Annotated in this window: 19 protein-coding genes; 11 read left to right on the plus strand and 8 right to left on the minus strand. The window is 37.9% G+C overall.

What is annotated here, in order from left to right; genetic code table 11:
* Positions 1-47 precede the first annotated feature (47 nt).
* The 6 genes from ACFOOI_RS15555 (at position 48) to ACFOOI_RS15580 (ending at position 7,864) form a co-directional block, all read left to right on the plus strand.
* Positions 48-2,600 (plus strand): hypothetical protein, encoded by a 2,553-nt coding sequence (locus tag ACFOOI_RS15555; protein WP_379838938.1) that lies wholly within the window; start codon positions 48-50, stop codon positions 2,598-2,600.
* Positions 2,597-3,139 (plus strand): hypothetical protein, encoded by a 543-nt coding sequence (locus tag ACFOOI_RS15560; protein WP_379838939.1) that lies wholly within the window; start codon positions 2,597-2,599, stop codon positions 3,137-3,139. Before ACFOOI_RS15555 ends, ACFOOI_RS15560 begins: the two co-directional genes overlap by 4 nt.
* 2 nt (positions 3,140-3,141) lie before the next feature.
* Positions 3,142-3,630: a hypothetical protein gene (locus ACFOOI_RS15565; RefSeq protein ID WP_379838940.1), complete on the plus strand. Its 489-nt coding sequence runs from the start codon at positions 3,142-3,144 to the stop codon at positions 3,628-3,630.
* Positions 3,631-3,928: 298 nt separating this feature from the next.
* On the plus strand, positions 3,929-4,720 hold the full coding sequence (locus ACFOOI_RS15570; RefSeq protein WP_379838941.1) for a YegP family protein: 792 nt from the start codon (positions 3,929-3,931) through the stop codon (positions 4,718-4,720).
* 166 nt (positions 4,721-4,886) lie between these two features.
* A protein-coding gene (prfB, locus tag ACFOOI_RS15575) for a peptide chain release factor 2 (RefSeq protein WP_379838942.1) occupies positions 4,887-5,964 on the plus strand; the annotation gives its coding sequence in 2 pieces (ribosomal slippage) (positions 4,887-4,937 and positions 4,939-5,964; 1,077 coding nt in all).
* 178 nt (positions 5,965-6,142) lie between these two features.
* A complete protein-coding gene (locus ACFOOI_RS15580; RefSeq protein WP_379838943.1) occupies positions 6,143-7,864 on the plus strand; it encodes a M3 family oligoendopeptidase in 1,722 nt (573 codons plus the stop codon).
* 77 nt (positions 7,865-7,941) lie between these two features.
* On the opposite strand, the gene ACFOOI_RS15585 is transcribed toward ACFOOI_RS15580, so the two are convergent.
* Positions 7,942-8,436 carry a hypothetical protein gene (locus ACFOOI_RS15585; protein ID WP_379838944.1) on the minus strand — a complete coding sequence of 165 codons (495 nt, stop codon included), beginning with the start codon at positions 8,434-8,436 and terminating at the stop codon, positions 7,942-7,944.
* Positions 8,437-8,642: 206 nt separating this feature from the next.
* On the minus strand, positions 8,643-9,128 hold the full coding sequence (locus ACFOOI_RS15590) for a GAF domain-containing protein (RefSeq protein WP_379838945.1): 486 nt from the start codon (positions 9,126-9,128) through the stop codon (positions 8,643-8,645).
* Between the two features lie 100 nt (positions 9,129-9,228).
* Between ACFOOI_RS15590 and ACFOOI_RS15595 the strand changes: the two genes are divergently transcribed.
* A complete protein-coding gene (locus ACFOOI_RS15595) occupies positions 9,229-10,164 on the plus strand; it encodes a carbohydrate kinase family protein (protein ID WP_379838947.1) in 936 nt (311 codons plus the stop codon).
* A gap of 55 nt (positions 10,165-10,219) precedes the next feature.
* On the opposite strand, the gene mazG is transcribed toward ACFOOI_RS15595, so the two are convergent.
* Together mazG and ACFOOI_RS15605 are read right to left on the minus strand one after the other, a co-directional pair.
* Complete coding sequence (gene mazG, locus ACFOOI_RS15600; RefSeq protein ID WP_379838948.1) at positions 10,220-11,035, minus strand: nucleoside triphosphate pyrophosphohydrolase; 816 nt, start codon at positions 11,033-11,035, stop codon at positions 10,220-10,222.
* A gap of 1 nt (position 11,036) precedes the next feature.
* Positions 11,037-11,654: a thioredoxin family protein gene (locus ACFOOI_RS15605; RefSeq protein WP_379838949.1), complete on the minus strand. Its 618-nt coding sequence runs from the start codon at positions 11,652-11,654 to the stop codon at positions 11,037-11,039.
* Between the two features lie 158 nt (positions 11,655-11,812).
* Between ACFOOI_RS15605 and ACFOOI_RS15610 the strand changes: the two genes are divergently transcribed.
* From ACFOOI_RS15610 to ACFOOI_RS15620, 3 genes are all read left to right on the plus strand, one after another.
* Positions 11,813-13,306 carry a zinc-binding dehydrogenase gene (locus tag ACFOOI_RS15610; protein ID WP_379838950.1) on the plus strand — a complete coding sequence of 498 codons (1,494 nt, stop codon included), beginning with the start codon at positions 11,813-11,815 and terminating at the stop codon, positions 13,304-13,306.
* Between the two features lie 85 nt (positions 13,307-13,391).
* A complete protein-coding gene (locus tag ACFOOI_RS15615) occupies positions 13,392-14,099 on the plus strand; it encodes a 2-phosphosulfolactate phosphatase (protein WP_379838951.1) in 708 nt (235 codons plus the stop codon).
* A gap of 21 nt (positions 14,100-14,120) precedes the next feature.
* Positions 14,121-14,390, plus strand: coding sequence for a hypothetical protein (locus ACFOOI_RS15620; RefSeq protein ID WP_379838952.1), 270 nt, complete (start codon positions 14,121-14,123; stop codon positions 14,388-14,390).
* Here ACFOOI_RS15620 and ACFOOI_RS15625 read toward each other — a convergent pair whose 3' ends face one another.
* The 4 genes from ACFOOI_RS15625 to ACFOOI_RS15640 form a co-directional block, all read right to left on the minus strand.
* Complete coding sequence (locus ACFOOI_RS15625; protein WP_379838953.1) at positions 14,391-16,760, minus strand: PA14 domain-containing protein; 2,370 nt, start codon at positions 16,758-16,760, stop codon at positions 14,391-14,393.
* Position 16,761: 1 nt separating this feature from the next.
* The gene (locus tag ACFOOI_RS15630; protein WP_379838954.1) at positions 16,762-18,273 is read right to left on the minus strand and encodes a DUF1501 domain-containing protein; all 1,512 of its coding nucleotides are present in this window, start codon (positions 18,271-18,273) and stop codon (positions 16,762-16,764) included.
* A 6-nt stretch (positions 18,274-18,279) separates the two neighbouring features.
* Entirely contained in the window at positions 18,280-20,157 is a 1,878-nt protein-coding gene (locus ACFOOI_RS15635; RefSeq protein WP_379838955.1) for a DUF1800 domain-containing protein, read from the minus strand.
* Between the two features lie 98 nt (positions 20,158-20,255).
* Positions 20,256-20,606 (minus strand): YraN family protein, encoded by a 351-nt coding sequence (locus tag ACFOOI_RS15640; protein WP_379838957.1) that lies wholly within the window; start codon positions 20,604-20,606, stop codon positions 20,256-20,258.
* Between the two features lie 75 nt (positions 20,607-20,681).
* Here ACFOOI_RS15640 and lipB point away from each other — a divergent pair, with 75 nt between their 5' ends.
* Positions 20,682-21,374: a lipoyl(octanoyl) transferase LipB gene (gene lipB / locus ACFOOI_RS15645; RefSeq protein ID WP_379838958.1), complete on the plus strand. Its 693-nt coding sequence runs from the start codon at positions 20,682-20,684 to the stop codon at positions 21,372-21,374.
* The last annotated feature ends 12 nt before the right edge of the window (positions 21,375-21,386 follow it).

Raw genomic sequence — 21,386 nt, forward strand, 5'->3', positions numbered from 1 at the left:
ATTACGAGAATAATATCGTTGATATTTCTGTCAGTGAAAAAAAAGTCGTGTTCTATAATCTTGTTGGTTCTACACAAGATTTAAAAAAAACGGCTATAAAAATATCACTGCCAGAGGGTTTTAAACTATTAACAAACACATCTACCATTGATTCTCTCAAAATCGGCGAATTAAAGAAATTGTTTTTTACAATTTCAGTTGATCCAAATACGCCATTTGGTAGCTATTCCTTAGAGATACAATTAATTAACAAGGAACAAGTTATCGCAAAATATGATTTATTTTTAAATCTTAAAAAAAACAGGTCTTTAGAGGTTATACCAATTGAGAAACCCGATAAACTGAGCCAAAAAAGCCAGGAAGAAATAAAGTATTTGGTTAAAAATACGGGAAACACCCCTGAGAAAATATCTATCAGTTCAAGAAGTGGAGTGATTTCTGGGAAAACGAATATTTTATTGTTAGCTGGGGAAAGTACTGTAGTTAGTACTATAAACGACCTGCCTCTTTCCAATCAAGACATTAGGCTTGTCTCTTTTGATTTAAGTTGCAAACTAGATGATCTTGAAAAACCATTTGTGACTGTTTTTACGGTCCCTATGATGTCTTTTACTACCGCTAAAAATGATCCCTACCAACGATTTCCAGTCCAAGCAAGTTTAGTTTATAATCAATTTAATTCCTCTTCAGAAAACATGGGTGCGTTTTTCTTTGACATAAATGGGAAAGGTTTTTTGGATAGCAAAAACAAACATTTGGTAGAGTTTATTGCACGTGGACCTAATAGATTTAATATTCCGAGGTTCGGAAGTATAGATCAGTATTTTGTAGGATATGAAACCGGTAATTGGCGAGTAGATTTAGGAGACAAAATGTTTAAAATTTCAGAGTTAACAGAAAGTTCGAGATTTGCTAAGGGAGTACAAATAAAAAGGAAAATTGGAGATAACGAGATTTCTGCATTTTACTTAAAACCTCGTTTTATCAAAACAATAAAAAACGAATTTGGGGCTAATTTAACCCACACATTCTCTGATAATTTTAAATCAGAGCTGATATATATGCATAAATACCATACCGAAAACGATACAGACTACTCAACTAACTTTTTAGCTTTTGTTTCAAACCTAGTGAAAAATAGGTACAATGCAAAAATGGAAATGAGTTTGTCGAAAACCGGAAATTTAGTTTCTGCAGGTGCATTTTATAATTCTAACTTTGAGTTAGAAAAGTTTAAAATGTATACAAATATTATTTTTACGGGGAAAAACTATTTTGGGTTTTACAACAATAGTTTACAGTTAAGCAATTCGACTTTTTATAATCTAAATAAAAAAATCACCCTAGGGTTTTCAAAAAACATAAGTCAATTAAATCCAAGTCTTGACTCTTTTTATTATACGGTTTCCCCTTTTGTAAACAACAATAACTTCAGTGTAAACTTAGATATAAATAAAAAAAATAAAGTAAGGTTCTTTCTGATATCAGGTTCCAGGGAAGACAAAATGAAAATCCAAAGTTATCATTATAAAGAACAGCTATTTAGGTATTTTTATGAATATAATTCAAAGGCCTTTAACTTTAGATTAGATGGAGACTTGGGTAAATCGCTAAACTTATTAGAAACAACTGACAATCAGAAATATAATGACTTTTATAGATTTAGGGGTCTTGTGGGCTACAAAGCAACTAAAAATTTCAGTGCATCAGTCTTTATGGAAAATCTAAATACTACAAGATATGCTGCAGTTACAAGCAATAAAATATTTTGGTATTATGGTGTAAGTACACAAATGAGGATTAAAAATATGTTGAGCTTTAATCTAAATTATCGAAATAATTATACGCCTGATGAACTCTATCAGAGTCAAAGTTTTTTTGATGCATCGTTAAACTTAAGAGTAAAAAAACAAGAGTTAAGTTTGATGGGAAGTTATGGGATTATTCCGCCACCTATTAATGACAAAAACCTGTTTGTAAGTCTTAAATATACTGTTAATATAAACACGCCAATTCGTAAAAAGAGGGGATTGGGGAGCGTAAATGGCAGAATAGATGGTGTGAAAAAAGTCGGAGTGGTTTTAAATATGAATGGGAAGTCGGTAATGACGGATAAAGATGGGAGGTTTTCGTTTAACGATCTAGTACCAGGTAAATACTTCTTAGGGGTAAACAAGTCAACTTTAGGTTTTGGAAACATTTTAGATGCCAATATGCCATATCTAGTAGAAGTAAAACCTAACGAAAAAAGAGAAGTAAAGCTTGATGTGATTAATACGGGGAAAGTTCTAGGTGAAGTGGTTATGGTAAAATCAGAGCCAAGTAGTATTGAAAATATATTGGTAGAGTTATATAACGATACCTATTCAAAAATCACAACCACCAATAAGCAGGGAGGATTTCAGTTTTCGGAGTTAAGAGAAGGGGAGTATAAGATAAGGGTGGTTTCTGAAAATATTAAAAAACAATTCACAATAAATAATACAAGTCTTAACTTAAAAGTACAAAAAGGCTCAGATACTTTATTTACTTTTGAAATTGAAGAGAAAAAAAGAAAGGTGAATTTCCAAAAAGAAAGGATAATTCTGTCTGATATATGAAAATTATATTTTTCACATATGTACTAATTTTTGCTACGAAGTTTGGCTATTCGCAAACTGTTGCAAATAACAATGTTGGCCTAAGTTTAACATTGCCTGAAATAGCACTGTTAGATATTGAGCCGAACAATAGTGTGGTAAGTATTTCTTTACCAACCCCTTCGGAAGCGGGGCTTTTAAATAAAAAAGCTGAAAACCCTAATGCAAAATGGTTAAACTATACTTCAGCAGTAAAATCTGGAAAATATCGAAACGTTACAGTGCAAATTGAATATGGAAATGTACCCGCAGGTACTCGTTTAAGCATGATGGCATCTTCTGGTGTAGGCGGTAGAGGGGTTTTGGGTTTTTCAAATGGCCAAATTACACTTTCTAGTACACCACAAAAAATCATTAATCTTATTGGTGGAGCATATACCGGAAATGGGGCAAATGTGGGACACGCTTTAAGTTATTATTTAGAAGTGATTCAAGTTGGGATTCTTGACTATGAAACTTCGGGTACTTTGGGCTTAGTGTTTACGCTGATAGATAATTGAGTATGAAAATTCTATATATCTTTTTACTGATTTGTTTAGGACAAAGTGTATTTGGACAATATATCAACACTGTTGGATCATGGTATCCGAGTGTATCTTCAAGTACTATTTCTGATGCAGGTTTAGATTACACTTCAGGTCTAAAAGTACAAAGTGCAAGTAGTCAAACATCAATTTCACTTTCTTTAGAGGGAGGAATCTTTAATATTCTGTTTAATAATTGGCAGGTTGAGGTAAATCGGTTCGACTCAAATTGGAATTCTAATTTGTCTTTGGAAGTAAGACGCACCTCAAATGGCTCGGGCACTATATTTGGAAGTATATCGGGTGGTACTATTTTTCAAGAAGTAACACCCAATTCGAAGTCGTTTTTTAATGGAGTGGGAAACTATTCAGGCATCGGAATTCAATATCAAATTTCAGGACTAAGTGTTCTAATTCCGGCAGACACCTACTCTACAACTGTGATGTTTACATTGATAGACATTTAATTAGAGCCATATTCTACCTTATTTTCCCCCTCTATAATTTGCTGATTTTTTAGTATTTAAAACTTCAATTATTTAACATTTACTTGTCGAAAATACACTTTTAATCTTTCCAAATTCGTTTTTAGTTTTCAGGTTAAAAATTTAAAGATTTTAATAAAAAATGGTAGTATTGAAATTTTAAGAATTTATTTTAAATTTTAATATTGGACTTGATAAATTATTTATTTTAAATTAGTTACATTTTCTAGTTAACTAGATTTTAGGTTTATTTCGAATAATAAAAATTAAACAAAACTCCATGGCTATTCAAGACGACTACCTCCCGTGCAAATCCTACCAAGGACACGACATTTCAGAAGAGCGTATTTCAAAGTTTTTAAACGAAAAGTCCAAAAAGCATTATTTCGCATTTTTGGATGAAACTGGCTCTGTGACTTTAAGAAGTGAGGGGTATACTACTGAAAAAAGTAGAGATAAAGGTTTAGAGTCTGTGCTTAAAAATATTTCGGATTCAAAAAAAGTTGAAATAGTTAAGGAGGGAAAGAAATATTTCATAATTGTAAAAGCCGGAAACAACAAAGAAATAGCAAGGTCATGTGATTATTCTTCTCAAAAAGCAGCAGACGAAGCTTTGCAAGCCTTAACAAAAGTATCACCAGCTACAGCTGAAGAGAAAACCTCGAACTTTGTAGAGGGGCAAATGTTACTTAGCCTTGAAGGATATTTACCAGTTGATATGTATTTAGATCGTGAGCGTGTGTATGACACCTACGGTATCACCGGCTTTGTAAAGTTTAGAACCAACGACCGTAAATATTATTTTGGAGTTTTAAATCCAGATGCAACCCTATATTTAAGGTCAAAAGCATATGACAGTGAAGACGACCGCGACGATGCATTTGATGTAATGGAGTCTTCGATTTTGTTAGAAGAAAACTATAAAATTGAAAACCTAAACGGTGACTATTATGCAGTTTTGTTTGAAGACGACGAAGTGTTAGCTATTTCAGACAAATTCGAAACCTTTATTGAGGCTTTTGTGACTACACCAGGAGGTAGGCCAAAAGAATACATAGGAACCATGTATTGATATTCTTTTCGATAATAATATTTGAAGGCCAGTTTTACTGGTCTTTTTTTGTTTGGATGTGACACCATTTTTATATGATGATCGCCATTTCCACACTTTCATTTTGAGGTTTTTCTAATTACCTTTGCAGACTTTTTAAATTATTAATTAACCATTTTAGGAAATCATGACAACAGAAGCGTTGAAAGATTTGAGAGCCAGATTGACGGCTTTGAGGAGGTATCTTTGACTACGATAGTAGAAAAGAAAAACTCGGAGATTTAGAAAACCAACAAGCACAACCAGAGTTTTGGACAGACTCTGACCATGCACAAAAAGTGGTAAAGGAGATTCAGACCCTAAAAAACTGGACAGAGGCCTACGAAAACGCCGATGAAATTATGGGTGATTTAGAAACACTTCATGAGTTTTATCAAGCAGGAGACGTAAGCGAGGAAGAAATTAAAAGAGAAGGCAAAAAAGCTGAGGAGCTCATTGTAGAACTGGAGCTTAAAAAAATGCTTTCGTCTGAAGAAGATCAGTTTTCGGCCATTATCGAGATTAACTCAGGTGCCGGTGGTACCGAAAGCCAAGACTGGGCCAGTATGTTGTACAGAATGTACCTCATGTGGGCACAAAAACACAAATACTCGGTTACGCAGATAGACTGGCAAGACGGAGACGGAGCGGGTATTAAGTCGGCTTCTATGCAAATAGACGGACCTATGGCTTACGGTTTCTTAAAGTCAGAAAACGGCGTTCATCGTTTAGTAAGAATTTCGCCTTTTGACGCCAACAAAAAACGTCACACCTCATTTGCATCGGTTTATGCGTATCCATTGGTAGATGATACTATTGAGATTGACATTAACCCAGGCGACATTGAGTTTCACACCTCGAGGTCGGGTGGTGCCGGTGGTCAAAACGTAAACAAGGTAGAAACCAAAGTTCAGCTTACTCACAAACCTTCGGGCATTGTGATTGTTTGTCAGATTGAAAGAAGTCAGTTGGCCAATAAAGAGCACGCTATGAACATGTTAAAGTCGCGTTTGTACCAAATCGAAGTGGAAAAACGAAATGCAGCGAGAGCAGACATAGAGTCTACCAAGAAAAATATAGAATGGGGCTCGCAGATTAGAAACTACGTTTTTCACCCTTACAAGTTAGTGAAAGATGCTAGGTCTGGCCACGAAACCTCAGATATACAGTCTGTAATGGACGGTAACTTAGATGACTTCATCAAAGCGTATTTAATGATGGATTAAGTCAAAATAAAACGATTTTTATAGTGAGGGTAGGTTTATGAAAATATACCTACCCTCTTTTTTTATTCGGGTTGTTATTATTTCATCGAAAAATAAGAGTCTGAGTCTATATTTTTCACCTCGCCACACAGTTTGAAAAAAGAATCATATTAAATTGCAGTAGAAATAAAATAGCAAGATGAGTAATAGAATATTAAAAAGGAAACCCCGAAAGTTTTTGGGAGAAGAGTTTGTGTTAGATGCTTGGGAAAACCTAAAGCCATTCTATGACAATCTGATTTTTAGAACCGTAGATACACCAGAAAATTTCGAGATTTGGCTTAAAGACAGAAGCGAACTTGAGTCTTATTTGTCTGAAAATATGGCGTGGAGGTATATAAAAATGACCTGCGATACCGCCAATGAAGAAAACCAAAAGGCGTATCAGTTCTTTGTTCAGGAAATTCAGCCAAACACAGCGGTGTATATGGATAACCTTAACAAAAAGACCCTACAGTTAGCTGAGAAGTTTCCTTTGACCGCTTCGGGCTATGACATTATGCTCAGAAGTATCAAAAAATATGTGGAAATTTTTAGAGAAGAAAACATCGCTTTAGATACGCAGATTCAAATCAAGCAAACCGAATACCAAAGTGTAACCGGTAGCATGACCATAGAAATGGACGGCGAAGAAATAACCATGCCCAAAGCGGCCACGTATTTGCAAGGAATAAATCGTGAAAAACGAGAAGAAGCATGGACAAAAATTTCGGACAGACGCCTACAAGACAAAGACAAACTTGATGAGATTTTTAACGCACTCAGAGATTTAAGACACCAAGAAGCTTTAAATGCTGATTTTGCCAACTTCAGAGACTACATGTTTGCGGCTATGGGGAGGTTTGACTACACGCCAGCTGACTGTTTTGCTTTTCATGACGCAGTAGCCGAAACCGTTGTACCTTTGGTAGATATTATGGTTTCGGAGCGAAAAAAATCATTAGGCTATGAGCAACTGAGACCCTGGGATTTAAAAGTTGACGTAGCCCAAAGACCAGGTCTAAAGCCATTCAAAGACGCCAATGACCTGTTGGATAAAACCGAAATTTGTTTTGAAAAAATAAGCCCAGAACTAGCCGAATATGTAAAAACTATGCGTGCTATGGGGCATTTTGACCTTGAATCAAGAAAAGGAAAAGCTCCGGGTGGATACAATTATCCCCTTGAAGAAATTGGAGTGCCATTTATATTTATGAATGCCACCGATAGCCTGAGAGACTTGGTAACCATGGTACACGAAGGTGGGCACGCTATACATTCATTTGAGGTTCGTAACCTACCCATAAATGCTTTCAGAAACCCAACAATGGAAGTTGCCGAATTGGCTTCAATGAGTATGGAGCTTATTTCTATGGAGCATTGGGATGTTTATTTTTCGGATGAAAACGAACTGAAAAGAGCCAAAATAGAGCACCTCGAAGATGTGTTATCTACCTTGCCATGGATTGCCACTGTAGATAAGTTTCAACATTGGATATATGAAAATCCAACACACACAATAGAAGAAAGAAAGGCTGCTTGGGTAAAAATTTCGGGAGAATTCTCTGATAACGTAGTGGATTACGACGGACTGGAAAAATACAAAGGATACAGCTGGCAAAGACAACTTCATATTTTTGAAGTGCCATTTTATTACATCGAATACGGCATGGCACAGTTAGGGGCTATAAGTGTTTGGAGAAACTATAAAAAAGACCCAGAAACTGGCCTTAAAAATTACTTGGCGGCTTTAAAACTGGGTTACACCAAAACCATTGGCGAAATATATGAAACAGCAGGTATAAAGTTTGATTTTTCGAAAGCTTACATTGCCGAACTTATGGACTTTGTGAAAGGTGAATTAGACCTTTTGCGTAAATAAAGAAGTATTTTTATTAACAATAAAAGGTCTCTCAACACTGTTGAAAGACCTTTTTTATTATATGGCTATCCGAAAGTTTAAAGAGATTTTACCGAGCCCTCGGTTAGATTAAGTACGTTCATTACGTTTTCTAAGTTGTTTTTGTCAACCTTGTTTGCAAATTTGCCCGGAACTATAACAATTCTAAATGTCTTATTTAGTCTCCACGAGTTGTTAAGTGTTAATTGGTCAAAATTGGCATCCATAAAAATACTAAAATCGAACTTCGTGAAGTCAAAATTGTACTGCATGATACCTTGATTAAAGGTATAAATTTGCGGCAGTGGCTTCCAAATGTCGGCTCCGCTTTTGTCTACTCCCGAGAACTCATACACCAACAAAACATCAGAATCAAATATGGCGGGTTTAAGCGTATAAAAGTTTCTAAATTCGTTTGCCTTGGTAAAGTCAGCTTTAACCTCAAACACCTCTGCCAACAGTTCATTGGTGATTGGTTGCGGGGTTTCGGTGTATGTGCACGACTGAAATAACCCTGTGGTAATTAATAATGCGATTGCGATTAGCTTTTTCATAACTGTATTGTTTTTAGTGAATAAATTTCTTTTTAACGAGATTTACTACTTAGATGCAGTTATGGTTGCAGAGGTTTGTTGGTTTATGGATAAGATTTCAATAAAAATCGTAACGTACTAATAGTCAGTGTTAACGAAAATGTTAACGAGCTTTTTTTATTTAATATTTGAGAATATTTTTTAAGAAAAAGCTAAAATATTTTTGCTTAAAGTTGAGACTTGAAGTCTAAAAGTAACTTTTCTAACCAAAGCTTATCTACCTCCGAAAAATCATTGAGTTGGTCTGAATCAATATCTAAAACTGCGATTAAATGATTATTTGAATCAAAAACAGGTAGCACTATTTCAGATTTAGAAGCAGAGCTACAAGCTATATGGCCAGGAAATTCGTCTACATTGGGTACTATCACGGTTTCTTGGGTAGTAAAACAATGTCCGCAAACACCTCGGGTGTATTTTATGCGTGTACAAGCGATCGGCCCTTGAAATGGCCCTAGTATAAGTTCAGAGCCGTCATTAATATAAAAACCAACCCAATAAAAATCAAAAGCTTGTCTTAATGCCGCCGAAATATTGGCCAAGTTGGCAATCAAATTTGTCTCAGACGAAACCAAGGCTTTAATCTGAGGGATTACAGCTTCATAAATCTCGTTTCGGTCTGAGGTTTTCGGTACAAATAAATTTTCTGACATTATAAAATGGATATATTTCTAAGAAAGTAAACAAAAATACAAAGTTCGAAATTCAGTTTTAAAGAAAATTTTGCACTTTTGTTTCTAAGATACTAATACTATGATAAAAAAAGAATACGCTCTGCTAGCGGTAGGGGAGTTATTGGGTGATTTTATAGGAACCGAAATCACTGAAAATATATTCTCTACCTCCAAATTTGAAAGATTTCAAGGCGGAAGCCCCGCCAATTTAGCATCCAATATGTCACGTTTGGGTTACAAAACCGCTATTGTAAGCTGTGTAGGGAATGACGGCCTTGGCGAATATTTGGTACAAAAAGTAAACGAAGCAGGAGTGGATACCTCAAATGTTATTGTGCACTCCACTGAGCCTACCAGCATAGTGTTGGTGTCTCGCACCACAGGTACGCCCGATTTTATACCGTATCGTACTGCAGATAAAATGATAGAGAAATTCCACATTTCGGATACTCTATTAGAAAACTGCTCTATATTTCACACTACCTGCTGGCCATTAAGTAAGCAACCTGCCCAATCGGCGGTTTTAGATGCCGCCAAGCGAGCACGAGCCTTGGGGTGTATTTTGAGTGCAGACTTAAATTATGCTGTTAGAGTTTGGCCCGAAAGGTATGTGGCACATGCGGTCATCAAAGAGTTTTTGTCTTATGGAGCCTTGATAAAGCTGAGCGAAGACGATGCCAATAGGTTTTATGGTGAAGAAGTGGACCGCGAACGCGTATTTGCCGACTTCCATGAGTGGGGAGCAGAAGTGATTTGTTACACCATGGGCGAGAAAGGGAGCGTAGTTTCTTACGATAGAGGTGCAAATCAAATATATGATCAGCCGCAAGCGGTAAACGTTGTAGATGCTACTGGAGCGGGCGATTCTTTTTGGTCGGGTTTTTTGGCGGCTTATCTCGAAAAACAACCGATGGAAGTTTGTGCAAAAGCAGGGGCTTTGATGGCCAAGTTTAAGCTTACAGTAGTAGGGCCTATCAAAGTAGATATTCCGCTTTCTAAGTTATTTGAAATTTAATATAGTGTTATAAAAACTGTAAAAGCCCTAAGACTGAACTTAGGGTTTTTACTTGTTATTTCTTTTTGGCTTCTTCCCAAAAGACGTCCATTTCGGCAAGTGTCATTTCTGACAACTTTTTGCCCATTTCCTCAGCTTTTGATTCTAAATACTGAAATCTAGAAATAAATTTTTTGTTGGTTCGCTCCAAAGCCGTTTCGGGGTTAATGTCTATAAAACGGGCATAGTTGATAAGCGAAAACATTAAGTCGCCAAATTCGTCTTCCGCCTTTTCTATGTCAATAGTTTCTTGAGTTTCAGTATTAAAATGTTCTTTAAACTCCTGCATTTCTTCTTCTACTTTAGCCCAAACCTGACTTTTTTCTTCCCAGTCAAAACCTACGCCGCGAGCTTTCTCTTGTATTCGCATAGCTTTAACCAAGGCCGGTAGCGATTTGGGCACACCGCCCAAAACCGACTTGTTTCCTTCTTTGAGCTTTAGCTGCTCCCAGTTTTTTTTCACTTCTTCGGCGTCAGCTACTTTCACATCACCATAAATATGCGGGTGTCTGGAAATTAATTTTTCGCAAATGCCATTTAGCACTTCTGTTATATCAAAATCTCCAGTTTCAGAGCCTATTTTAGCATAGAACACCAAATGAAGCATTAGGTCGCCCAGTTCTTTTTTTATCTCGTTTGGGTTTTTCTCCAGAATCGCATCCGAAAGCTCGTAAGTTTCCTCTATGGTGAGGTGTCTTAGGCTATCAAGGGTTTGTTTTTGATCCCACGGGCATTTTTCTCGCAGGTCATCCATGATGTCTAGTAGTCGCTGAAATGCCAAAAGAGAATCGGCTTTATTTTTATTTAATACAAGGGGGAGTTTTACTGACATATTATTTCCATCTGATGGCACAGCCAATAACTTTTGTTGTTGGGGTAGGCACCATATTGTTGTTTAAAATATTTTTGAGGGCATCTTCGAGGTAGTTTCTACTTACACCTGCCGGGTCGGTTGGGCTATCGTCTATCAAACCCGAATACGCCAATTTTAGCTTGTTATTTGATTTTTCGAGTACAAAAACCTGTGGGGTTCTAACTGCACCGAAACGTTTTGTGATTGTTTGCTTTGGGTCTAGTAAATACGTAAAGCTTAATCCTTTTTCAAATATCGTAGCCCTGATTTTCTCATTCGATTCTTCTTCATAGTCTGCTGGGTTGTTTGGGTTTATTAGTACCACTTTAAAGCCCTTCGGCTCATATGTTCGGCCAATGCTCACTATTCGGTCTTCATACGATTTAGCAAACGGACAATAATTACTAATAAAAATCACGATTACGCCTTTTTGAGCACTGCTAGAATTTAATACAAATGACTTGTCATTTATATCTTTTAACAAAAAACTCTCCACTTCGTCACCAATGCTGTATGTACTGTTTTGGGCAAAAGTTTGGGTAAAACTTAAGCCAATAGAAAGAGGAAAAAAAAGAAGGGTAATTTTGAAAAGGTTCATTTAAGATATTTTCACAAAAAAACGTAAAAACCTCATTAAAAACATAAAAAACCTTTCTTATTGTTTATAAAAAGAAAAAAAGACAGATAAATGTGGCAAAAAAAACAGAATTTCTCTGAATGGTTTTAAATTGTAATTCTTAATCAACAATCTTAAATATGAAAGCAATAGTTTGTGAAAATCACGGTTTGCCTAACACCCTAAAGTTCAAAGAAATAGATTCGCCCGCTATCGGACCTCACGATGTTAAAATCAAAGTGATGGCGTGTAGCGTAAACTTTCCGGATGTGCTCATTATTCAAAACCTATATCAATTTAAACCAGAATTGCCATTTTCGCCGGGAAGCGAAGTGTCAGGGGTGGTTTTGGAGGTTGGAGCAGAAGTAACCAATGTAAAACCAAACGACCGTGTATTGGCTTTATGTGGTTGGGGCGGCTTTGCAGAAGAGTTGGCAGTAAATAGCAGCCGAGTTTTCCCGATTCCCGATAAAATGGATTACATCACAGCGGCCTCCTTGATGTATAATTTTGGTACTTCATATTATGCACTTAAAGACAGGGCCAATTTACAAGCAGGCGAAACACTCCTGGTGCTCGGAGCAGGTGGGGGCGTTGGGTTAGCAGCTGTAGAGCTTGGAAAACTGATGGGTGCTACAGTTATTGCGGCGGCTTCAACAGACGAAAAACTAGCGGTATGTAAAGAAAAAGGTGCCGATTTTTTGATAAAATATGACAACTTAAAAGGCGACTTAAAAGAAATAACCAATGGTAAAGGCGTAGATGTGGTCTATGACCCCATTGGCGATAAATATGCTGAGCCTTGTGTGAGATCTATGGCTTGGAAAGGCAGATATTTGGTGGTGGGTTTTGCGGCAGGAGAGATTCCTAAAATCCCTTTAAACTTGGCTTTGCTCAAAGGTTGTGCTATTACGGGTGTTTTTTGGGGGCAGTTTGCGGCTTTAGAGCCGAAAAAAAACTTCCAAAATGTGATGCAGCTAAGTGAGTGGTTTTTAAACGGAAAACTTAGCCCGCATATTCACAAAGTGTATGAGTTGGCTGAAACCGTGGAGGCATTGCAAGCCATGGCCGATCGAAAAGTGATAGGTAAGGCAGTAGTTGTTACTTCTGATGAGGCTAAAGTGAGGTTTGAGCCGAGTTCTCCAGCTGAAATTGACCCTCCGAAAAAAGAGGGGAATAAATTGATTTTTGAGAACTTCGAACAAATAAAAGCATTCGTAGGGCAGGAGTTTGGGCATACTGAATGGCTCACCGTAGATCAAAAAATGATTAATGAATTTGCCGCTGCTACGCTTGATGAGCAATGGATTCATGTTGATACTGAAAAAGCGAAAGACTCTATTTTTGGGCAAACCATCGCTCATGGGCTTTTGACGCTTTCGCTTACTCCAAAGTTTTTAGAAGAACTTTATGAAGTTAAAAATACCAAAATGGGCATTAATATGGGTTCTGACAAAGTGAGGTTTTTAAATCCGGTTTTATCAGGAAGTAAACTCAGGATGACGGGTGTTTTAAAGTCCGTTTCTGACATGCCAAACAATGGACTAAAAATGCTCGTGGAAGCCAAAATAGAGATAGAAGGCAAGTCGAAACCCGCTTGTGTGGCAGAGTTGTTAAGTATTATCTATCGTTAAGGAATATTTTGATTGCGAGTATTTGATAAGTCTGTTGTTAAAACTTCAGTATTTTACGATATTTGCCTTCCAAAAATACCAATATATGAAAAACATCGATGTCTGTTTGTCTCCTGATCTTTTGCATTTACATAAACTAAATAACTCCATTGTCGTAGTTACGGATATTTTTAGGGCTACTTCGTGTATGGTTACTGGTTTTGCTTATGGCGTAAGTAGTATTATTCCGGTTGCAAGTGTAGAAGAGTGCAAAAAACTACAAGACATGGGCTACGTGGCAGCAGCAGAACGCGATGCTCAAAAAGTAGAAGGTTTTGATTTGGATAATTCGCCTTTCAGTTACATGGATGAGCGATTGGTTGGTTCTAAAATAGCGATGACCACTACAAACGGTACCTTGTCCATATCGAAAGCCAAGCCTGACGCAGTAAAAGTGGTGGTGGGAGCATTTTTAAACTTAGGTGCTATAATAAGTTATTTACAAAATCAGCCTTATGATGTTCTTGTGCTTTGTGCAGGCTGGAAAGGCCGCCCAAACCTCGAAGATACCTTGTTTGCTGGAGCGGTAGTGGAGGCACTTAAAGACGAATATTTTGTTTCTGAAGATTCGGCTATCATGGCCATGAGGGTATATAACGAAGCCAAAAGCAACATGGGAGCGTATCTATCAAATTCATCGCATATCAGAAGACTCCAAGGTTTAGGAATTCACAAAGACATCAATTATTGTTTACAAAAAGACCTTTACGATATTGTGCCGGTTTTGAGAGGAAATGAACTGGTTTTGGCTTAAAATTTTAAATTAAAAAACACAATGGCATCATCATTTAATATTGATTTTCCGGGTTCTGCTAATGAGTTTGTGGTAAATGCCAACAAGGCTATTCAAACCAAAGGTGGGATTTTTGAGGGAAACCATGAAGCGGGCAATTTTAGTTTAAAAACACTTATTGGTGCCGTAAAGGGCACATATAAGATAGTGCCAAATACAGGCAGCCAAACCAAAATAGCAGTTACCATTACACAGAAACCAATGCTTGTGCCTATTTCAAAAATTCAAGAAGTGATTTCTCAGTATTTTTGATTATTTAATCACAAAGCTCTCTGAAACTTCGTTTTGATCTATTTTTAAAACAATATAGTATTTCCCTTTTTTAAGGCGATTAACAGGTAAGTTTTTGATTTGAGTACCGAGGTTTTCTTGGTATTTCAAATCTATCAATGTAGCCAAGGTTTGTCCTTTTTCGTCATTAAGCTTTAAACTTACATCTCCGGGTTTATTTAGCCTAAATATTATTCGCTTTAAATTATCGGTAGGCACATCTTCAATCATACTCTCGGTCTGGCTACTCGAAGCCGCCTTCCTGGCATTCGCTTCGTTTTCAATCGCCATAAACTGTTGCTGAATGCAATCTGCGATTTTCGCCTCAAAAACACCCGAAGTTTTCACCTCAAAACCAGGAAGTAACACGATGCTGTTTCCTGCCGTAAAACTAATATTTTGGGTATTGGGTATGGTGCTTGTAGTTTCTATTCGTTTTTTGGCTTTAAAGGTCTCTGTTGCCAAGCTAACTCTTTCTAGTTTTAGGGTGTCAGTGCCACAATGAATATCCACGCCTCGGCAGTTGCAGTTGTCGTCAAACTTGTCGTAACTGGTAAGCGGGTCGCCGTCGTCACAAGGCGTGCCCTTGGGGTTGCATATTTTGGCATCAAAAGTTATTTTACTAAACCCTGAGCAGCTGGCATCGCCATGGTTTGAAAGCGAAGTAATTAAGATATATTTGGCTTTTAAGTCATTGAAATTTGGCCCCACAAAACCTGCGTAGTCTGCCAAAGCGGGAGCTTTTGGCCAAGTGTAGTTCCCACCTAGTGATAGCCAAGTTACGCCATCCATGGAGTAGTCTACCGCCACTTGGTTAAATCCTTTGTTTGTTTGTCCGGTCACGTTATAATTCCAAACTCTACTTGCTCCAAATTTATATACATCCGAAAAACTGTATTTTATCCAATGTGAATTGCCTGTTCTGGCGGTGTTTGGGTTTGGTGTAGGCGAGCATGAAACCCAAGTAGCTTCTTCTAGTGGTAAAAAATTATCCGTTGGCTTGCAATCGTCGTAGGGTTGATATTTTGCTGCGGTGTCGTTACAGTCAGGTCCCGAACATGGAGTTCCTACACAGTCACAGTTGGCGTTTATTTTATCGTTGTTTGTAAATGGATTGTTGTCGTTGCATGGCGTATTTAATGCGATACACGAAACCTCACATTTGTAGTCAAACATATAGTGAGAGGGCACTAGTTTCCAGTCTTTATGCGTATAAAATGGTGTTTTCCAAAATAAGTTAAAGTGGTCTCTCCACGTGTTTTCTTTGTGTCTAAATTCGTAGTAATAGTATTTTCCTTTTTCTAAATATATAGGCGAAGAAGACTGCAAGATAGATAGTTTGTGATCGTATTCTGAAGTTCCGTTTATTACTACTAATTGGTGATTTTGTTTATAAATTATTTCATCGTTTTTACTAAGAAAAAAATACGTTTGGTTATCACCTGTTATGTTAAATTCGTAGTTTCCAGTTACGGGCACCGTGAGGTATCCTTGCACCAAGGTTCCATAGTTATCTCTCGATGAGGGCTCCAACGGGCCATAAGCACCTTTGAGTAGTTCTCGCCTGTCTGGCACTAGCGGAAAATTCGGGGCGTTGGTTAGGTCATTTTCTATATATGAACCCGGAATGTTGTCATAATAATAAGCCTCTACTTTACCTCGCACACCTACACAAGCGTTTATACTTGGAGTTTCGCCCACGCAGTTGCAAAATCCATCTTGTACATCATTTACAGTCAAAGGGTTTCCGTCATTACATGCCTGTCCTCTTGGTGGGCAAGTGACGCCACAGTTGTAGCCATATATATAATCGAAGTTTACGATTGTCCAGGTCGTTTCTGTATTTTTTTTCCAAAAAAGAGTAGCATCATCTCCACCACTTCCTTCTAGGTTTATTAACTCAAAATAATAGTATTGGTTGGCCACTAACTGTATCGTAATAGAAGTTTGGCTAGGGTATTTGGTATGATCATCAATATCTGTGTATTGCGGTACTTCTGCTCTAAGTCTCTTGTTGTTTGGATTTTCGTTACTGCTCAAATAAAACAAAACTTGGTCGTCGCCCGTGACATTAAAAACATAAGTGGCCGTTTGTGGCACTTTTATATATCCTCTAATCAAAGCCCCGTAATAGTTTGTGAAATTTACAGGTGTAGCCAAACTAAATAAATCCTGAGAGCCCGAAGGCAGGTCAGGGTAGTTTTCAAGAGCAAAAAGAGCACTGGTATCTGGTTTGGACTTAAAATTATCCCAATATGACCATTTTACTTTTCCTGCTGTGCCTATACAGCTTTGAGAAAAAGCAGAACCAAAAGAAGTTATAAATACTATAATTAGAATTAGTTTTTTCATGTTAGTAAGTCAAGCAGCCGTAAGGGTGATTAATAGTAGAGATGGCCGACGAGTTTAATTTCATTAAGCCTAATGGATAATTATTGGCAGAATACGAATAGAAATTACCCAAATTTGGTAATACATAACATAAATCTGCCGGGCTAACGCCATACCATAGTGCGAGTTCGGCGTACATTTCGTCGGTCGAAACTGCCGGAATGAAATTTCCTCGAAAAGAAACATTCATCGGGTTATTAGCATCAACACTCATTTTAGGATATGCCCCAAAAATTTTACCGCCATTTACAGCTCCGCCCATCACCATATTATTTCCGCCCCAAGCGTGGTCTGACCCCATGCCGTTTGAGGTCATTGTACGTGCAAAGTCAGAAATAGTAAAAGTGGTTACTTTATCTGCTATACCCAATTCTTCTGTGGCTGTATAAAAAGCTTTCATGGCTTCGCTTACCACGGGCAGTTTTGAACCTAAGCCACTAACTAAGCCATCGTGCATATCCCAACCGCCATAGGTTACAAAAAATATTTGTCTTTTGGCTCCTAGGTGTTGTCTGACGCTGATTACTTTAGATATTGCCTGAAGTTCGCTTGCAAGCGAAGTAGTAGGAAATGCCGTACTCAGGTTAGGAACTCGCTTTAAGGCTCCCTGAAAAGTATCAAACGAAGCCAGTGATTTTTTTGCAGTGGTGGCAAAAGTCTTTTCTAGTAGATTAGTGTACACCTGTGATACTAAACTGTCGATTGTCTGCACCCTAGCTTGGTTCATAAAACCTGTATTGCTATAGTACGTAGGAAAAGACTTTAGGCCTACATTGTTAGGGTCTACATTGTCACTTATGGAGTATTCTGCTATGTCTGCACCACGCTGAAATATATTTTTACCCGCCAAAGAGATATTCATCGAAATCTCGCTATTGGTATTATTACCTTTCATTAGGTCTGCTATTCTTCCCCCCACACCCAATGCACTTCTGCTTTGCGGCACTGAGGTTTGCCATTGCATAATTTGGTCAGAATGCGAGTATACACCCAGCGGCACTTTTTTTACATTGTTTTTATACTCTGTATAATTTGCAATTGGCTCTACCAGTGTACCTACATTGGCTATCATAGCCATTTTGCCAGTGTTAAAGAGTTGTTGCATTCCCGTCATACCCGGGTGAATCCCAAAAGAAGAATAGTTACAACTATGGCCTCTGAATCCCGTACATTGGGGATTGTTTAGTGCCAAAGGAACTCCCGCATTAGCAAATGCCAAGTCTGTTCGTAAAGCTTTGTATTCGGCAAAGCCATTGTCAGCACCGCCCGTTCCCGTAGGGACTAGCATATTAAAAGAGTCGAGCCCTCCCGCAAAAAGTATACAAACCAAAGCCTTGTAGTCTTCTCCATCTGCGGAGTTACCTTCGGGTTTTACAAGGCCATTTACCGAAGCCAAACTCGTAAGTGAGCTCAATAGGGTTGCAGAGCCCATGGCACCACAGCCAGCATGTTTTAAGAAATCTCTTCGTTTCATAGTGGCTTATTTGGTTATCATATATTCTGGTGAAATCATAATTAAATAAAGACCCATTTTGAGTCTGCGTTCTGCCCAGCCTGGGTCAGGGTTTCCGCTTGCGTCTACGGTTATGGGTAAAGAAAGCAAGGTGTTTTTTATGGTTTGAATGTTGTGTTTCGATATCCGTCCTTGAGCCAATACCAAGTTGTATTTGTCCAAAAACTCACCCAGTCTTTCGTCTTTGGCGAGTTGGTAATCTTTCACGTAGTTAAATTCAGGGTCAAGGGCACTTTTATATGTTTCTCCCGAGAAAAGGCTATAATACTGAATTGGAGAATTGTCGACAATCCATCTGTGTAAGGCATTCATGTAGTTTGCCAGTGAAAGAGAGTTTAACATTTGAAATTCAGGGCCAACTTTCCCCTTTTCGCTAAGCGGGCCATCGGGCACGTAGGAGGATTGATAAAAGTTAAACACAGATGGCGAGCTAAGCGGCCTTTGTTCTAGTTTGTCGTAAAGGTCTTCCATTACGTTTCGGTATACCCCCGTGGTTGCAGTTAGCTCCATACCTTTTACCAAATTCATATATCTCAAAAAAGGCTCTCGCAAATGTCCAAACGTGTCTTGGTCTTTGGTGGCACAGCACGCTCGGGCTTCGGGGTCAAGCAATATGGCCCTAATGGTAGCCTTTAAGTCGCCTCTCACATTTGATCCATTATTTTTAAAAACCTCCGATATTCGTTTCACAAAATCAGGGCTTGGGTTAGATGTCACCAAATGTTGAATTAGTTTTTTCGAAATGAAAGGAGGCACATTTGGGTGATTAAAAATAATATCCAATGCATCTTTGATGTCTAATTCGCCTTGAGCCACAGGTCTTGAGGGAACACTTGACTTTAGAAAATACTTGGCCCCAGGCTCGTGTCCATTTACTATTCTTGGGTTAGTTTTCCAGGGTTTGGTAATGGCCTCGGTAGAGTCTAATCCAAAAAACTTCATTCGTTTGGTATAGCTTCTATCGTTTGTGGCCCTTTGACCCAAATATTTACTTTCAGACCAGGAGAGCCCAGTAAAAACCTTTGCCAAATTAGCAATGTCGTCGTTGTTGTAAGTAGGAATTGAGTTTCCTTGAGAGTCTTTTTTCTCAGTGCCGTCGTCGTTAAGTTCATATAAGCCAATTGAGAAAAGTTGCATCACTTCCCGTGCATAGTTTTCATCTGGAAAAACTCGATTTGTGCCCAAAGTGTCTGTAGCGTGATTGTTCATAAAAGTCAGATAAACCCCCATTGTGGGGTGATAGGTGATACTATCTATCAAACTTCGGTAATTTCCAAAAGCGTTTTTGTTTAACAAATCATAATAACTGGCCAGTGCATACGGGTTGTTGTCAAAAGCCGAAAGCCTAGAGGTCACAAAGATTTGGCTCAGTGCCATTCCTACTCGCCAGCGGAGTTTGTCAGGCGAGGTCATAGCACCTTGAAACCAAGCAATGTCAAATGTATAATCATTAATAAAAAGATTATCGATCGTATACGGGCCGCCCACGCCTTTGGCATTTAGCGAGTCAACCATGTATTTATGTATGTTTCCTACATAGTTTGTTATATTAAAACTATTGGGCAAACTCAGCTGCGTATTAAGCCAAGGCTCTATGCCCGTAATTTGTAAACTTGCGATTTCGGGATAACTGGGTCCAAAAGTAGCTTGGGATAAAAACCTAGAGGAGGATTTAGGGTTTGGCAAAAAACCTGTGCTTTTGAGCGTTTGTAAGCCACTAGAAGCGTTTGAGCTTGCATTTACGGTTACGCCGTCTATATAGCCTTTGCCAAATGTTATGGTTTTTTGAGAAAAACTCACAAAACAATTGGCGGTAATCAGCACAAAACAGATTAAATATTTCATTTAAGTGTAATTATCTACAGGGGTATTAGGAGAGCTAAAATGCTCTCACTCACAACTGCAAATAATCAGCCAAAAGGCGATATTCTGTTTAAAACTTTTTAAAAGAAGGCATCTTCGAAGTGTAATATCTCAAAAGTAGGTTTTTCTAATATCGAAATAAAATCAAACCGGGCTTCGCCTTCCCATGGGTGAGCGTCAAGATAAGCTTCTGCACCACGAAGTATGGCATTTTTTTTGGCTTTTGACATCGAGTTTTCGGGAAAGCCGTAGTCGGCATTTACTTTCATTCTTACTTCTACAAAAACCAGCATGTCTTCTTTTGAACAAATAATGTCTATCTCCGAATTTCGAGAGGTAAAATTTCGTGTAATTATGTTAAAGCCCTTTGATTTTAAATATTTGACTGCGTAATCTTCGCCCTCCCTTCCTTTATCTAATTTCTCGCTCATTTTTTCTTAAATTTGCCTGGTTTAGAATGCTTTTTACAAAATTGTGGTTTTGGAGTATTAAAGATAAATGGTTTGATGAAGAATAAAAAAGTTAAGTTTTTAGACTTAGGTCTAAAAGACTATCAAGAAGCCTGGGACTTTCAAGAAGGTATTTTTAAAGAAATAGTAGATATCAAGATAAAAAACCGAACGGATAGTTCGGAATTAGAAACGCCAAACTACTTGGTGTTTTGTCAGCATCCGCATGTGTATACATTAGGCAAAAGCGGTAAACAAGAGCATCTTTTGCTTGATGAGGAGGGTTTAGAATTAAAAAAAGCGAGTTTTTATAAAATAAATAGAGGAGGAGACATTACCTATCACGGCCCAGGTCAGTTAGTTGGGTATCCGGTGCTTGATTTAGACAATTTCTTTACAGATATTCACAAATACATGCGACTGCTGGAAGAAGCCATAATTTTGACAATTGCGGATTTTGGAATAAAAGGAGAACGAATAGAAGGATTAACGGGCGTATGGATAAACCCTGAAAGCCCAAGAAAAATTTGTGCGATGGGCGTGAAGTCAAGCCGATGGGTAACCATGCACGGTTTTGCTCTTAATGTAAATACGGACCTCGGATATTTCAAAAACATAGTGCCTTGTGGTATTGACGACAAAGCCGTGTGTAGTATGGAGTCTGAGTTAGGAAAGCCTGTTGATATGCAAGAAGTGGCTGTTGCTTTAAAAAAGCATCTTTCTGACCTTTTTGAAATGGAACTAATCTAATTATTTAAATAC

This window comes from Lacihabitans lacunae, assembly GCF_042649125.1.
Classification (GTDB): Bacteria; Bacteroidota; Bacteroidia; order Cytophagales; family Spirosomataceae; genus Leadbetterella; species Leadbetterella lacunae.